Raw genomic sequence first — 15,228 nt, 5'->3', positions numbered from 1 at the left:
TCAGCCGCGCGGCGCCTTGCGAGGCGCCGTTGCCCCAGTTGGCTCGGTTGGCTCGGCCACTGCGCTACCGCGCTTGCCCTTCGCGGCCGAGAGGCGCCGCCAGAGCGTCGTCTTGCTGATGCCGAGCATCTCGCACGCGCGGTCGCGGTCGCCGTTGCAGGCGTCGAGCGCGGCGCGGATTTCGTCGGCTTCGGTATTGAGGCTGCGCTCGCGCAACGTGAGCGCGCCCTCCGCAGCGATCGCCGCCGTCGCTGCCGCGCCGCTCGCCGCGCGGCGCGATTCGAACAGCTCCGGTGCGATCGAACGCAGCACGTCCGGCGTCAGCACGTCCTCTTCCGAATCGGCCAGCTCCACCACCATCCGCTCGACCACGTTCTGCAACTCGCGCACGTTGCCGGGCCATGCGTGCCGCGCGAGCGCGTCGCTCACGAGCGCAAGCGTGCGCGCCGCGTCTTCGGGCGTGCGGATGCGCACGGCCACGCGCGGTTCGCGGCGCGAGGCCTGAAACAGCAGTTCGCTCGCCAGCAGCGCGATATCGGCGCTGCGCTCGCGCAGCGGCGGAATGGCGAGATTGAGAATGTTCAGGCGATAGAAGAGGTCCGCGCGAAACTCGCCCGCCTCGATCTGCTCGGTGAGCGCGCGGTGCGTGGCGGCGACCACGCGCACATCCACGCGCGTGGGCTCCGTGGCGCCAAGACGCACCACCTCGCGCTCCTGCAGCACGCGCAGCAGGCGGCTTTGCAAAGGCAACGGCATCTCGCCGATTTCGTCGAGAAAGAGCGTGCCGCGGTGCGCCGCCTCGATGAGCCCTACCTTGCCGCCGCGCCGCGCGCCCGTGAACGCGCCCTCCTCGTAGCCGAACAGCTCGCTCTCCAGCAGCGCCTCCGGAAACGCGCCGCAATTCATGGCGACGAACGGAAAATCGCGCCGCGGACTCTCGCGATGAATGCCCTGCGCGATCATCTCCTTGCCGGTGCCGCTCTCGCCGCGTATCAGCACCGTGGCGTCCGACCTCGCATAGCGCCGCGCAAGCTGGCGCACGCGCTCGATGCCGGGCGTTGCGCCGCTCAGGTCATCGAGGCGATAGCGCGCGACGAACTGCTGGGTGCGCTGACGCGAGCGCAGCGTGCGGTCGAGCCGCTCCACCGCGCGCGATTCCTGGAACGTGAGCACGGCGCCCGTCGTCACGCCGTTGTCGACGAGCGGCCCGCGATGCACGACATAGCTCACGCCGCGCACGGTCTCGAGCGATTCGCCATCGGCATCGGGCAGCGAGAAAGCGATGTCGGGCGCAAGCGCCGCGAGCGACTGCCCCGCCGCCGCCGCCGGATCGATGTCGAGCACGGCCGCGAGGCGCTGGTTGATCGCCTCCACGCGCCCGCGCGCGTCGAGCGCGACCACGCCATCGCGCAGATGCTGCAGCACGCTGTCGAGGCGCTGGCGACGCTGCGTTTCGCGCCAGGTGGCCTGCACGAGATCCAGCGCGTTGTCGAAGGCCGCTCGCACCGATGGCCGCGAGTAGACGAAAAACGGCACGAGCCCGAGCCGGGCCGCGAGATCGTTGACGAGGCCGGGCCCCACGACCGCGCCCACGCCCCGGTCGCGCAGGTCGAGTACGCAGGCTTCGGCGTCCTGGACCGTGCGGTACTGGCCGAACACCACGTCGATGCCGTAGGCGCTGGCAAAGCGGCGCACTTCCACCGGCGTCTCGCCATAGGTGACGAGCGCGACGAGATCGGCTTCGCGCCGCGCGCGGGCCAGCGCCTGCATCACGTCGAAGCCGGTGGGCTGCACGAGCACCACGGGCACGTCGATGCGCGCCTTCAGGTAGGTGCCGTTCGAGCCCGCCGCCACCACCACATCGGGCCGCTGGTTGGGCCCCGCCGCGGCGATTTCGGCCACGGCTTCCTCGAAGCCGCGCGGCACCACGCGCAGGTCCGCGAGTTCGTCGTATTCGCGGGCGATGTCGCGAAAGAGATCGCGCAGGCGGCTGATGCCCATGGCCCACACACGCGGGCGGATAGGGGAGGAAGCGGGAGCAGGAAAGCGGTTCATGATGTCCAACGATGCGTCCAACGGCGCGGCCCTGGCGCCCGGAGTCCGGCCACTTTGGCCGAAAGCCGGCCGTCAGCCCGATTTCGCATTATCGCGCGTCGATTTCATTTTTGAAATCGCGATTTCATCGAAGAAATCAGGGACTGCAATGTGGTTCGGCGAATTCATCGGAAAATCAATGCGTTAGCCACTTTGCACAGAGCTGGCACGCTATCTGCAGTATGGGTCGGCGATTCAATTGGAGACATCACGCATGAACCACAAATCCCCCGCAAGCGCCGGCGCGCAGTTCCGTGCAGCCGTGGCCACCGAACAACCGCTGCAGGTCGTCGGCGCCATTACCGCTTATGCGGCCAAGCTCGCGCAGGCGACCGGCTTCAAGGCCGTCTATCTCTCGGGCGGCGGTGTGGCCGCCAACTCGCTCGGCGTGCCGGACCTCGGCATCAGCACCATGGACGACGTGCTGATCGACGCCCGCCGCATTACCGACGCCGTGGACATCCCGCTGATGGTCGACATCGACACCGGCTGGGGCGGCGCCTTCAACATCGCGCGCACGATCAAGTCGTTCATCAAGGCCGGCGTGGCGGCCGTGCACCTGGAAGACCAGGTGGGCCAAAAGCGCTGCGGCCATCGCCCGAACAAGGAAGTCGTGGCCACCGGTGAGATGGTGGACCGCGTGAAGGCCGCCGTGGACGCGCGCACCGACGACCAGTTCGTCATCATGGCCCGCACCGACGCGGCCGCCGTGGAAGGCATCGACGCCGCGATCGAGCGCGCGGTGGCCTACGTGGAAGCGGGCGCGGACATGATCTTCCCGGAAGCGATGAAGACGCTCGACGACTACCGCCGCTTCCGCGCCGCAGTGAACGTGCCGATTCTCGCCAACCTCACGGAATTCGGCTCGACGCCGTTCTTCACCACCGAAGAACTCAAGAGCGCGAACGTGGATATCGCGCTCTACTGCTGCGGCGCGTATCGTGCGATGAACGCCGCCGCGCTGAACTTCTACGAGACCGTCAAGCGCGACGGTACGCAAAAGGCCGCCGTCTCGACGATGCAGTCGCGCGAGGACCTCTACCGCTACCTCGGCTATCACGCGTACGAAGACAAGCTCGACGCGCTCTTTGCCGCGAAGAAGTAAATCCGGCCATATAGACCATAGATCATAGATACCTGGAGAGAGGAAGACATCATGAGCGAAGCAGAAAACACCACGCAAGCCGCCGGCGGTTTCAAGCCGAAGAAGTCGGTTGCGCTTTCGGGCGTGGCGGCGGGCAACACGGCGCTGTGCACCGTGGGCCGCACCGGCAACGACCTTCACTACCGCGGCTATGACATTCTCGATCTCGCCACCGCGTGCGAATTCGAAGAAGTCGCGTACCTGCTCGTGCACGGCAAGCTGCCGAACACGGCGGAACTGGCCGGCTACAAGGCGAAGCTCAAGGCGTTGCGCGGCCTGCCCGCCAACGTGAAGACGGCGCTGGAAGCCGTGCCCGCCTCGGCGCACCCGATGGATGTGATGCGCACCGGCGTTTCGATTCTTGGCACCGTACTGCCCGAGAAGGACGACCACAACCTGCCGGGCGCGCGCGATATCGCCGACCGCCTGATGGCGTCGCTCGGCTCGATGCTGCTGTACTGGTATCACTTTTCGCACAACGGCAAGCGCATCGAAGTCGAAACCGACGACGACTCGATCGGCGGCCACTTCCTGCACCTGCTGCACGGCCGCGCGCCGTCGAAGTCGTGGGTCGACGCGATGCACGTGTCGCTCAACCTGTACGCCGAGCACGAGTTCAACGCCTCGACGTTCACGGGCCGCGTGATCGCGGGCACGGGCTCGGACATCTATTCGGCCATCACGGGCGCGATCGGCGCACTGCGCGGTCCGAAGCACGGCGGCGCGAATGAAGTCGCGTTCGAGATCCAGTCGCGCTACGAAAACGCCGACGACGCAGAAGCCGATATCCGCGCGCGCGTGGAGAAGAAGGAAGTCGTGATCGGCTTCGGCCACCCGGTGTACACGATCTCGGACCCGCGCAACAAGGTCATCAAGGAGATCGCCAAGAAGCTCTCGAAGGAGCAGTCGAACATGAAGCTGTTCGACATTGCCGAGCGCCTCGAATCGACGATGTGGGAAGTCAAGAAGATGTTCCCGAACCTCGACTGGTTCAGCGCCGTCTCGTATCACATGATGGGCGTGCCGACCGCCATGTTCACGCCGATCTTCGTGATCGCGCGCACGGCAGGCTGGAGCGCACACATCATCGAGCAGCGCATCGACAACAAGATCATCCGCCCGAGCGCGAATTACACGGGCCCGGAGAATCTGAAGTTCACGCCGATCAGCAAGCGCTAACGAGCGCTGAATGAGGCATACCAGCCGTCCGGACGGACTATGACGTTCGGACGACTGGGAGACGGCGGCGCGCGCGTATAGAGTGAGGATTCGCTCACGGCGCACGCGAGCCGCCGCCAAACCCACTACATCTTTGGTCCCCAAGCCGTGAATACCGCCTACCGCAAGTCCCTCCCCGGCACCCGGCTCGATTACTTCGACGCGCGCGAAGCCGTCGAGGCCATCCAGCCCGGCGCTTACGCCACGCTGCCGTACACCTCGCGCGTGCTCGCCGAAAACCTCGTGCGCCGCTGCGACCCCGCCACGCTCACCGCTTCGCTCGAGCAACTCATCGAGCGCAAGCGCGACCTCGACTTTCCGTGGTTCCCGGCACGCGTGGTCTGCCACGACATCCTCGGGCAAACCGCGCTCGTCGATCTCGCCGGCCTGCGCGACGCCATTGCCGACCAGGGCGGCGACCCTGCCAAGGTGAATCCGGTCGTGCCGGTGCAGCTGATCGTCGACCACTCGCTCGCCGTGGAATGCGGCGGCTTCGATCCGCAGGCGTTCGAAAAGAACCGCGCGATCGAAGACCGGCGCAACGTCGATCGCTTCGACTTCATCAACTGGACGAAGAAGGCGTTCAAGAACGTCGACGTGATTCCGCCGGGCAACGGCATCATGCACCAGATCAATCTGGAGAAAATGTCGCCCGTGATCCAGGCGCGCGAAGGCGTGGCGTTCCCCGACACCTGCGTGGGCACGGACAGCCACACGCCGCATGTGGACGCGCTGGGCGTCATCGCCATCGGCGTGGGCGGCCTCGAAGCCGAGAACGTCATGCTCGGCCGCGCCTCGTGGATGCGCCTGCCCGATATCGTCGGCGTGGAGCTCACGGGCAAGCGCCAGCCCGGCATCACCGCTACCGACATCGTGCTCGCGCTCACCGAGTTCCTGCGCAAGGAAAAGGTCGTGGGCGCGTACCTGGAGTTCCGCGGAGAAGGCGCGTCGAGCCTCACGCTCGGCGACCGCGCCACGATCTCCAACATGGCGCCCGAATACGGCGCCACGGCGGCGATGTTCTTCATCGACAACCAGACGCTCGACTATCTGCGCCTCACGGGCCGCGAAGAAGAGCAGGTCAAGCTCGTCGAAACCTATGCGAAGACAGCGGGCCTGTGGGCCGACACGCTCGCTCACGCGCAATACGAGCGCACGCTAACGTTCGATCTTTCGAGCGTGGTGCGCAACATGGCCGGCCCATCGAACCCGCACAAGCGCCTGCCCACCTCCGCTCTCGCCGAGCGCGGCATCGCGGGCAAGTGGGAAGAAACGCCGGGCCAGATGCCCGACGGCGCAGTCATCATCGCCGCCATTACGAGCTGCACGAACACGAGCAATCCGCGTAACGTGATCGCGGCCGCCCTGCTCGCGCGCAACGCAAACGCGCGCGGCCTCGCGCGCAAGCCGTGGGTGAAGAGCTCGCTCGCGCCGGGTTCCAAGGCTGTCGAGCTTTATCTCGAAGAAGCCAACCTGCTGCCGGATCTGGAAAAGCTGGGCTTTGGCATCGTCGCGTTTGCCTGCACCACGTGTAACGGCATGTCGGGCGCGCTCGACCCGAAGATCCAGCAGGAGATCATCGACCGCGACCTGTACGCAACCGCCGTGCTGTCGGGCAACCGCAACTTCGACGGCCGCATCCACCCGTATGCCAAGCAGGCGTTCCTCGCCTCGCCGCCGCTCGTCGTCGCGTATGCGATTGCGGGCACGATCCGCTTCGACATCGAACGCGATTCGCTCGGCACGGACAAGGACGGCAAGCCGGTGTACCTCAAGGACCTCTGGCCGACCGACGAAGAGATCGACGCCATCGTCGCGAAGAGCGTGAAGCCCGAGCAATTCCGCAAGGTCTACGAACCGATGTTCGCGGTGACAGCGGACAGCGGCGAAACGACCGACCCTCTCTACGACTGGCGCGCGCAAAGCACGTATATTCGCCGTCCGCCGTACTGGGAAGGCGCGCTGGCTGGTGAGCGCACGTTGAAGGGCCTGCGCCCGCTCGCCGTGCTCGGCGACAACATCACGACGGACCACCTCTCACCGTCGAACGCCATCCTGTCGAACAGCGCAGCGGGCGAGTACCTCGCGAAAATGGGCCTGCCGGAAGAGGACTTCAACTCGTACGCCACGCATCGCGGCGACCACCTCACGGCGCAGCGTGCGACCTTCGCGAACCCCACGCTCATCAACGAGATGGCCGTGGTGGACGGCGCGGTGAAGAAGGGTTCCCTCGCGCGTATCGAGCCGGAAGGCAAGGTCACGCGCATGTGGGAAGCCATTGAAACCTACATGGAGCGCAAGCAGCCGCTCATCATCATCGCGGGCGCCGACTACGGTCAGGGTTCGTCGCGCGACTGGGCGGCCAAGGGCGTGCGTCTCGCGGGCGTGGAAGTGATCGTCGCGGAAGGCTTCGAGCGCATTCACCGCACGAACCTGATCGGCATGGGCGTGCTGCCGCTGGAGTTCAAGGCGGGCACGAACCGCACGACGCTCGGTATCGACGGTACGGAAACCTATGACGTGATCGGCGAACGCACGCCACGCGCCGACCTCACGCTCGTGATTCACCGCAAGAGCGGCGAGCGCGTGGAAGTGCCGGTTACCTGCCGGCTCGATACGGCCGAAGAAGTGTCGATCTACGACGCAGGCGGCGTGCTGCAGCGTTTCGCGCAGGACTTCCTCGAGTCGTCGCAGGCAGCGGCATAAACGGGAAACGGGCGGCGCGGTGGTGACACACGCGCCGCCCTTCGTTTCAGGACAACACATGGCACACGTACCTCAGATCAAAATCCCCGCCACCTATATTCGCGGCGGCACCAGCAAAGGTGTGTTCTTCCGCCTTCAGGATCTGCCCGCTTCGGCGCAGCAGCCAGGCGCGGCACGCGACAAGCTGCTCATGCGCGTGATCGGCAGTCCCGACCCGTACGGCAAGCAGATCGACGGCATGGGCGGCGCCACCTCCAGCACGAGCAAGACCGTGATCGTGGCGAAGAGCAGCAAGCCCGACCACGACGTGGACTACCTGTTCGGCCAGGTCGCCATCGACAAGGCCTTTGTCGACTGGAGCGGCAACTGCGGCAATCTCTCTGCCGCCGTGGGCCCGTTCGCGATCAGCGGCGGCCTCGTCGACCCGAGCCGCGTGCCCGATAACGGCGTTGCGACCGTGCGCATCTGGCAGGCCAACATCGGCAAGACGATCATCGCGCACGTGCCGATGACGAACGGACACGTGCAGGAAACGGGCGACTTCGAACTGGACGGCGTGACCTTCCCCGCCGCCGAAGTGCAACTCGAATTCCTCGACCCGGCCGCCGAAGAAGAAGGCGCGGGCGGCTCGATGTTCCCCACCGGCAACCTCGTGGACGACCTCGAAGTGCCGGGCGTGGGCACGCTCAAGGCCACGATGATCAACGCGGGCATTCCGACGATCTTCGTGAACGCCGAGGCCATCGGCTACACGGGCACGGAGTTGCAGGACGCGATCAACAGCGACGCAGAGGCGCTCAAGAAGTTCGAGACGATCCGCGCGCACGGCGCGCTGCGCATGGGCCTCATCAAGCACCTCGACGAGATCGCCACGCGCCAGCACACGCCGAAAATCGCCTTCGTGGCGAAGCCCGCGGGCTACACGGCATCGAGCGGCAAGCGTGTGGAAGCGGGCGACGTCGATCTGCTGGTGCGCGCGATGTCGATGGGCAAGCTGCACCACGCCATGATGGGCACGGCAGCCGTCGCGATCGGTACGGCGGCGGCCATTCCGGGCACGCTCGTGAATCTCGCGGCGGGCGGCGGCGAGCGCAGCGCGGTGCGCTTCGGGCACCCGTCGGGCACGCTGCGCGTGGGCGCGCAAGCGCGTCAGGAAAACGGCGAATGGACGGTCACGAAGGCCATCATGAGCCGCAGCGCGCGCGTGCTGATGGAAGGCTGGGTGCGGGTGCCGGGAGACGCGTTTTAAGAAGCGGCTTTCGCGCTGTTTGCGGTGATTAAAAAACCGCCCTGACGTTGCAATGCGTCAGGGCGGTTTTGTTTTAGCGCAGTGTTTTTCCAACTAAACAACGGGAGCGGCCTTGGACACATCGAAAATCGCATCTTTTGATGCTAGATTTAATGCCTGCACATTGAAAGGTAATTGCCATGCGCACCACCATCGCTCTCGACGACGACTTGATCGCCAAGGCACAGGCCTATACCGGTCTGGAAGAAAAGACGGCACTCGTGCGCGAAGCCCTCAAAGCCCTTATCCAACGCGAGGCCGCGAGACGGCTGGCGAACCTTGGCGGCAGTCAGCCCGGCATCGTGGCTGCGCCGCGCCGCCGGACGAATGCCGAATGATTCTGGTCGACACCTCGGTCTGGATCGACCATTTCAATGCGGCCGATCCCCTGTTGATGGGTCTGCTGGCTGACGAGCGCGTGCTCGCGCACGCTTACGTGATCGGCGAAATCTCGTTGGGCAGCCTGCGCGATCGTGAAGTCGTCCTCGGCGCGCTGCGCGACTTGCCAGCCGTACCCGTCGCCACGCCGGAAGAAACGTTCTATCTGATCGAGCAAGCAAAGCTGGCGAGGCGCGGCATCGGCTATGTCGATACCAGCCTGCTTGCGTCGGCCCGCCTGCAACCGGGCGTCACGATCTGGACGCGCGATAAGCGGCTTGAAAAGGTTGCCGGCGAACTCGGTCTCGGCGCGCAGATCGAGCACTAGATACGCGAAGCCCCGCGCCGCGTTCAGCCCTGCGGCGACGACGGCAGATACGGCATCGGATCCACAGGCTTCCCGTCGCGGCGCACCTCGAACAGCACCGCCACGCGATCGTTGTTCTCGCTGCCCATTTCGGCAATCTGCTGGCCCTGGTGCACCGTGTCGCCGGTCTTCACGAGCAAACGGCGATTATGCGAATAGGCTGTGAGGAAGTCCTTGTTGTGCTGGACGATGATCAGGCTGCCGTACTCGTTCAGGCCCGTGCCCGCGTACATGACCTTGCCGTCGGCGGCGGCGATCACCGGATCGCCAGCCTTGCCCGCAATCTCGATGCCACGCGTCGTGCCCGCCGCAAACGGCTCGACCACGCGGCCATGCGCCGGCCACACGAGCGCGACGCTGTTCGCGTGGCGCGCCACTTCGGCCGCGACCTGGCGATTTCCGGCCGAGTTCGCGGTGGAATTCGCCGCTGCGCCGCCAGCTTGCGGCGCGGCCACCTGCACGGTGATCGTCTGCTTCGAAACCAGTTTGATCGACTGACCCGCGCGCAGATGACCGTTCGGCTTCAGGTGGTTCCAGGCGGTCAGGTCCTTGACCGAAACGCTGTGCTTTTGCGCAATGCGCGCAAGCGTGTCGCCGCGGCGCACGCGCACGTACGTCGTTTTCGTGACGACGCGCGTCACGGGCGCACTCGCCGCCTGTTGCGCGCTGCCGGCGGCGGCGCTCGTTGCATCCGAAGCCGGGGTCGCCGCTGCTGCCGTGTCGGGCTGCGGCTGTTGCGGTTGCTGCTGATTCATGTCGGCACAGCCGCCCAGCAGGGCCGCCAGTCCCAACGCGGCCCAGAACCCCTTGAGACCGCGCTGGCCGATACGATCGTCTTCGAACATTGCTCTCTCCTGCGGCATCTGCCGCCGTGCGATGCAGCGAGTGGCGCCTCGGACGGTCTGCTGCGTGTGCCGCGCTCCCGCCCCCAGGTCTGCCGGCTCGCCTGCGCCGGTTCGCTTCGATCTGCGTCTAAATCGACTGCATCCCAAGCGATAAACATTCAACACACGCCATCGCTGCAATAACGAACGGGCGTGCCATCTCAAAATCGATCCGGCATTGTAAAGCGCAACTCCGCTGAATCAGCCCAGGGAGAACACTTTGAAACAACTCTTAAACACGCGAATTCTTGCCCACGAACCACAACCAAAGGGTCAAAAGGAAGCGCCCAAACCCGCACCGGTGCGGCGTTTGCTGCATCAGCACGATCGTGCCCTTCCCCCTGCCTTATCGGCACATGCCCCTGAAACTTGAACAGCGTATTGGCAACGTCCACTGAAAGGCATTTGAAATTACGGTAGTATCGGCGGCATCAACGTAAACCCGGGTATCACGGGAACCCTTGCGGATTCTTCAGGTCTTTTCCTGCGTTTGTCGCGCAGTCACCCTGGTGGCTGCCTCACGGTTCCTCGCGCCTGACGCGCCGCGAACCTCGCCCGAATTCCTGATTTCCTGATTTTTCCAGGTAGGTACTTTCAGCATCTGCCCGCCCGGCCCGGCTGCATCATCGCCTACCTCGCGCGCCCCATGCCGGCCCGGCTCGCTGCCCCAACATGTCAAAGTCATCCAACCGTCTAGTCGAACTCGACTTCTTCCGCGGCCTCGTTCTGCTCATCATCGTCGTCGATCACATCGGCGGCAGCATCGTCTCGCGCGTCACGCTGCACGCCTACGCACTGTGCGACGCGGCCGAGGTGTTCGTCTTCCTCGGCGGCTTCGCCACCGCCACGGCGTGGGCCACGCTGTGCGCGCGCCGCACCGAAGCCGCGGCGCGGCAACGCTTCATCAAGCGTGCATTCGAGATCTACCGTGCGTTCGTCGTGACGGCGCTGCTGATGCTGCTCGTCACCGCGATTCTCGTTGCGTGCAACGTGGATGCGCCCAACCTCGCCACCACCGATCTCGACGATCTCACGCTCGCACCGGCCGCCGCGTTGCGCGACATCGTGCTGCTGCGCCGCCAGCCCTATCTGGCCGGCGTGTTGCCGATGTACGCCTGCTTCGCCCTCGCCGCACCGCTCGCGCTGCCGCTTGCGCGCACGCGGCCGTGGCTGCTGCTGGCCGTAAGCCTCGCGCTCTGGGGCGCCGCACCGCATCTCGCGCCGTGGTTGCCGCACGTCGAAGACGTGCAATGGGACTTCAACCCGTTCGCCTGGCAGCTGATGTTCGTGCTCGGCGTGATCGCGCAGGCGCAACCCGTGTTCCAGCGGGTGAGCGCACACCGTTTCGGCGTGCTCGTCACGCTCGCCGCGCTCGCCGTCGTGGCGGGCGCCGCGATCTACCGCCTGCAGCTCGGCAACGTCGCGCTCGACGCCGACTTCAAGCGCAACCTCGCATGGTTCCGCGCGCTCAACTTCCTCGGCATCGCGTGGCTCACGGCGCATGTCATCCGGCTCGGCTGGGCGAAGCGCGTGGCGCACGCGCTGCCCTGGGTGGGACTCGTCGGCCAAAAGGGAATGCTCTCGTTCGTGGCCGGCGCCGTGATTTCGCTCACGGTCGACTCGGTGCTCTACTGGTACACCGACGGCTATCTGAACGTGCCGGCCGGCCTGTGCGCCGACGCCATCGCGATCACCGCGCTGCTGCTAGTCGCGCGGGCGTCCGACCCGCTCAAGCGTCTCCTGCCTTCGCGCGCCAAAGCTTCCGCCTGAAACGACGCCGCTCGCAGCCCGTGCCTTGCGCGCCGTCGCGCCGGTCACGGCTTCCGGCGCGCACGAGCCGCTGTTAGCATGATGACCCCGCGCCGCAGGCGCGCCACTGTCCTCGATGTCCCTGCCATGCGCAGACTCCTTCGCACCGCGCTGCTCCCGCTCGCACTCTCCTGCGCGGCATTCGTCACGCCAGCGGCCCCGGCTGCGGCGAGTACGATCGCGGTCCGCACGTTCCATTCTGCGGCGCTCAACCGCGACTGGCCCTACGTGGTGTATCTGCCGAACGGCTATCGCGCCGACCAGGGCCGCTACCCGGTGCTCTATCTCCTGCATGGCAACAACGGCGAGCCCATGGACTGGGTCACGCAAGGCCAGCTGCAGACCACCGCCGACACGCTGATCGCCCGTCACGAGATCGCGCCCGTGGTGATCGTGATGCCGCAGGGCGGCACCGACTGGTACGTCGACCGCAAGGAAAAGATGGAGACGGCGTTCTTCCAGGACCTGCTGCCCGAGATCGAGTCGCACTTCGCGGTGGACGACGCGCGCGACGCCCGCGCGATCGGCGGGGTGTCGATGGGCGGCTTCGGCGCGCTGCGCTACACGCTCGAGCACCCCGATATGTTCTGCGGCACGCTGCTGCTTTCGCCGGCGGTCTACGCGAGCGACCCGCCGCCCAGTTCGGCGGCGCGTCACGTGGGCGTGTTCGGCGAGCATCAGTTCGACGCGCAGATCTGGCGCACGCTCAACTATCCGGCGCTCTGGAAGCCGTATTTCGCGCGGCCCTGGCGCGTGCCGTTCTTCATCGCCGCCGGCGACGACGACCTCGTGATCCAGGCCGAGTCGTCGCTGCTCTACACGCGCCTGCGCGAGGCGGGCAATACGGCGGCGCTGCGCATCGTGGACGGCGGCCACGTCTGGCCGGTGTGGCGCGAACTGCTGCCGGCCGCGCTCAAGTACACGCTGGCCTGCTTCCGCTGAGCGAGGCGCGCGGCGCGCCTCGTGGCGAAGCGGGCATCACTCCGCCCAGTTGACCCAGAGCACCATCAGCACGGTCATGAGCGCCGGGCCGATGAAGATGCCGATCAGTCCAAACGTCGTCGCCCCGCCCAGAATGCCGAACAGCACGAGCAGAAACGGCAGGCGCGTGGAATTACCGATCAGCACGGGCCGCACGAAATGCTCGGCGACGAACACCACCACAAACCCCCAGACCGCGAGCGCGGCCGCGGCGATCAGCGAACCCTGAATGACGAGCCACAGCGCCGCGCCGCAGAACACGATGGGCGCGCAAAACGGCAGCATGGCCGCGATGGCGGTCACGGTGCCGAGCAGCGCCGCATGGGGCACGCCGGTCGCGATATAGGCGGCGGCCAGCAGCACGCCCTCGCCGAGCCCCACGACCACGAGCCCCGTGACGGTCGCGCGCACGGCGGCCGCCATGCGCTGCAGGAGCTGCGCGCCGTCGGGGCCGAAGGCGCGCCGCGCACCGCGCATCACCGTGGCTGAAAGACGCGGCCCCGCCCGGAACATCACGAACAGCGTGATGAGCATGAAGCCGAACGTCATCGTGGCGTGGGCGGCGCGCGCGCCGAAGTGACGGCCGAACGACGCAATCGTGTCGCCGTGCAGGCTCTTCATGGCCGGAGAAGCCTTGAGCGGCTGGGTGAGGTTGGCCTGCCACCAGTCGCTCACCTGGCGGCTGCCCACGGGCAGATGCGAAACGAAGTCGGGCACCGGCACGCCATTCTCCTGGGCGTCGTGCAGCCAGAGGTACAGCTCGTGGGCCTCGCCGCCAGCCTGGATGGCCGTGACGGCGATCGGCAGGAGCACGAGCAGGCCGATCGCGACCGTGAGCAGCGTGGCGATCAGCGTCTTGCGGCCCTTGAACCAGGCGCGGCGCTCGATCGCCTGATAGGCGGGCCACAGGACGATGGCAAAAACGCTCGCCCAGGCCACGGCGGGCACGAACTCGCGCACGATCCACAGCGCCAGCAGCACGAGCGTGGCGTACAGCACCGCGGAGGCGGCGCGCTGGATTTTCTGCTCGTTTGCGGAGTTCGGAGCAGGCGGACGATGAATCATGTAACCTCGTGAAAATTCAAAAACAAGTGCTCGGGTTTTATGGCGGCGCAACCGCGGTATTGCAAGTCAACGCGGTGCAGCAAGTCAATCGAACCGGGCCGGTCTTTCCTCAGATTCATATCCGTCCCAGCCGTTCCGTCCCCACCCTGGAACGCCCTCCAGGCGCCCGTTTTCGGGCCGCTCGATGTCGCGTTACGTACAACAGTGCGTTGCACAAATTCGAGATGTCGACCCTAATCAGCCGCAAACCCCCATTCCTTCGTTAATCGCAACGTGTCGCAGGTCGATTGTTGCTAATAATGGAATGGTGTTTCAACGGCGACAGAATGGCACTTGTCGGCCCGCAGGAATACATTCGCGGCACCACAGTTACGGAGCCGACAATGAAGAAAAAAGCGTGCCTCTCGCTTGACGGAGCCAACGGTGAGCGTATCGAGATACTCGAGCAGACGGATACGGCGCTGGTAATCCGCTGGGTCGAACCCGGGCGCTGCCATTATGGCGAACAGCGCTGGCGCCGCCGCTCGGCGCATTCTTCGGGCACCTGCGCCGTGTCGCGCCGCAAGATCCGCCGTGGCGACGCCGTGTTCAAGCCGGCCGAGCGCCCCGCTCCGCTCAATGCCTCCGTCATGATCGCAGCCGAAGTGTTCGGCGACCTCATCGGCGCGGAACTGCCGAAGTAAGCGCCGCGACGTCGCGTGAGCGCCTTCAACGCGATGCGCGAGGCGCGAGCGAAATAGCCCGCGCGGCATGGCGCGGCGCAAAGCCCGCCGACGCAGCGCACAACGCCGCCACCCGCGCGAGCACATCGGCGTCGAAGGCCGCTGCGCGCGGGCCCGAGCGGTCGACGTGCAAGAGCAATTGCTCGCTCGCCGAGACGGGCGCGGCCCCCGCTTCGTCGACCTCGCCCGCGAACATCTCCAGATACAGGCGCACGCGTTTCGAGTCGTGCTCGATCACCCGGACGTCGACGCGCACCTGCGCGCCCTCCTTGATCTCGTGCAGATAGTTCAAGTGCGCTTCCAGCGTGTACATCGACCGGCCCCGCGCATCCCGCACGGCCGCATCGAGCCCGATGGCGTCGAGCAGCGCGTCGGTCGCGTAGCTGTAGATCAGCATGTAGAACGCGTCGCGCAGGTGTCCGTTGTAATCGACCCACTCCGCGCGCACCGTGTCGCGGTAGACCACGAGCGCCGTCTCGTTCGTCATCCAGTCTCTTCTCCCGTCTCCACATTCGCTGCCCGCATGCAGGCGGGAGCAGTGTAACCGCAGACCGCTCTCGCCGCCGCGACGC

At 66.2% G+C, this 15,228-nt stretch carries 14 protein-coding genes; 10 read left to right on the top strand and 4 right to left on the bottom strand.

The features are described from left to right. Entirely contained in the window at positions 1-2,055 is a 2,055-nt protein-coding gene (gene prpR, locus FAZ97_RS16325; protein WP_158759502.1) for a propionate catabolism operon regulatory protein PrpR, read from the bottom strand. On the opposite strand from prpR, the gene FAZ97_RS16320 reads away from it, so the two are divergent. The 7 genes from FAZ97_RS16320 (at position 2,054) to FAZ97_RS16290 (ending at position 9,156) form a co-directional block, all read left to right on the top strand. Beyond that, a complete protein-coding gene (locus FAZ97_RS16320; RefSeq protein ID WP_158759501.1) occupies positions 2,054-2,242 on the top strand; it encodes a hypothetical protein in 189 nt (62 codons plus the stop codon). The two genes, prpR and FAZ97_RS16320, sit on opposite strands and share 2 nt — an antisense overlap. A 66-nt stretch (positions 2,243-2,308) precedes the next feature. Then, on the top strand, positions 2,309-3,199 hold the full coding sequence (prpB, locus tag FAZ97_RS16315) for a methylisocitrate lyase (protein ID WP_158759500.1): 891 nt from the start codon (positions 2,309-2,311) through the stop codon (positions 3,197-3,199). A 51-nt stretch (positions 3,200-3,250) separates the two neighbouring features. Next, the gene (prpC, locus tag FAZ97_RS16310; protein WP_158759499.1) at positions 3,251-4,417 is read left to right on the top strand and encodes a bifunctional 2-methylcitrate synthase/citrate synthase; all 1,167 of its coding nucleotides are present in this window, start codon (positions 3,251-3,253) and stop codon (positions 4,415-4,417) included. Between the two features lie 147 nt (positions 4,418-4,564). Then, positions 4,565-7,162 (top strand): Fe/S-dependent 2-methylisocitrate dehydratase AcnD, encoded by a 2,598-nt coding sequence (acnD, locus tag FAZ97_RS16305; RefSeq protein WP_158759498.1) that lies wholly within the window; start codon positions 4,565-4,567, stop codon positions 7,160-7,162. 58 nt (positions 7,163-7,220) lie between these two features. After that, a complete protein-coding gene (prpF, locus tag FAZ97_RS16300) occupies positions 7,221-8,411 on the top strand; it encodes a 2-methylaconitate cis-trans isomerase PrpF (protein ID WP_158759497.1) in 1,191 nt (396 codons plus the stop codon). Positions 8,412-8,590: 179 nt separating this feature from the next. Continuing rightward, positions 8,591-8,788 (top strand): type II toxin-antitoxin system VapB family antitoxin, encoded by a 198-nt coding sequence (locus FAZ97_RS16295; RefSeq protein ID WP_158759496.1) that lies wholly within the window; start codon positions 8,591-8,593, stop codon positions 8,786-8,788. Next, entirely contained in the window at positions 8,785-9,156 is a 372-nt protein-coding gene (locus FAZ97_RS16290; RefSeq protein ID WP_158759495.1) for a type II toxin-antitoxin system VapC family toxin, read from the top strand. The genes FAZ97_RS16295 and FAZ97_RS16290 overlap by 4 nt, the downstream gene beginning before the upstream one ends. 23 nt (positions 9,157-9,179) lie before the next feature. On the opposite strand, the gene FAZ97_RS16285 is transcribed toward FAZ97_RS16290, so the two are convergent. Next, complete coding sequence (locus tag FAZ97_RS16285) at positions 9,180-10,040, bottom strand: peptidoglycan DD-metalloendopeptidase family protein (RefSeq protein ID WP_158759494.1); 861 nt, start codon at positions 10,038-10,040, stop codon at positions 9,180-9,182. Positions 10,041-10,751: 711 nt separating this feature from the next. On the opposite strand from FAZ97_RS16285, the gene FAZ97_RS16280 reads away from it, so the two are divergent. Beyond that, entirely contained in the window at positions 10,752-11,849 is a 1,098-nt protein-coding gene (locus tag FAZ97_RS16280; protein WP_158759493.1) for an OpgC domain-containing protein, read from the top strand. 126 nt (positions 11,850-11,975) lie between these two features. Further along, a complete protein-coding gene (locus FAZ97_RS16275; RefSeq protein WP_158759492.1) occupies positions 11,976-12,830 on the top strand; it encodes an alpha/beta hydrolase in 855 nt (284 codons plus the stop codon). A 36-nt stretch (positions 12,831-12,866) separates the two neighbouring features. Here the strand turns inward: FAZ97_RS16275 and FAZ97_RS16270 are convergent, their stop codons facing one another. Beyond that, positions 12,867-13,934, bottom strand: coding sequence for an AI-2E family transporter (locus FAZ97_RS16270; protein WP_158759491.1), 1,068 nt, complete (start codon positions 13,932-13,934; stop codon positions 12,867-12,869). 383 nt (positions 13,935-14,317) lie between these two features. On the opposite strand from FAZ97_RS16270, the gene FAZ97_RS16265 reads away from it, so the two are divergent. Then, positions 14,318-14,617 carry a DUF3331 domain-containing protein gene (locus FAZ97_RS16265; RefSeq protein ID WP_158759490.1) on the top strand — a complete coding sequence of 100 codons (300 nt, stop codon included), beginning with the start codon at positions 14,318-14,320 and terminating at the stop codon, positions 14,615-14,617. Between the two features lie 25 nt (positions 14,618-14,642). On the opposite strand, the gene FAZ97_RS16260 is transcribed toward FAZ97_RS16265, so the two are convergent. Continuing rightward, positions 14,643-15,143, bottom strand: a complete 501-nt coding sequence (locus FAZ97_RS16260) for a thioesterase family protein (protein ID WP_158759489.1) — start codon at positions 15,141-15,143, stop codon at positions 14,643-14,645. Positions 15,144-15,228: the final 85 nt, after the last annotated feature.

This window comes from Paraburkholderia acidiphila, from assembly GCF_009789655.1.
GTDB classification, from domain to species: domain Bacteria; phylum Pseudomonadota; class Gammaproteobacteria; order Burkholderiales; family Burkholderiaceae; genus Paraburkholderia; species Paraburkholderia acidiphila.
Note: the sequence above shows the minus strand (reverse complement) of the source record. Positions and strands in the feature narration are given on the sequence as shown.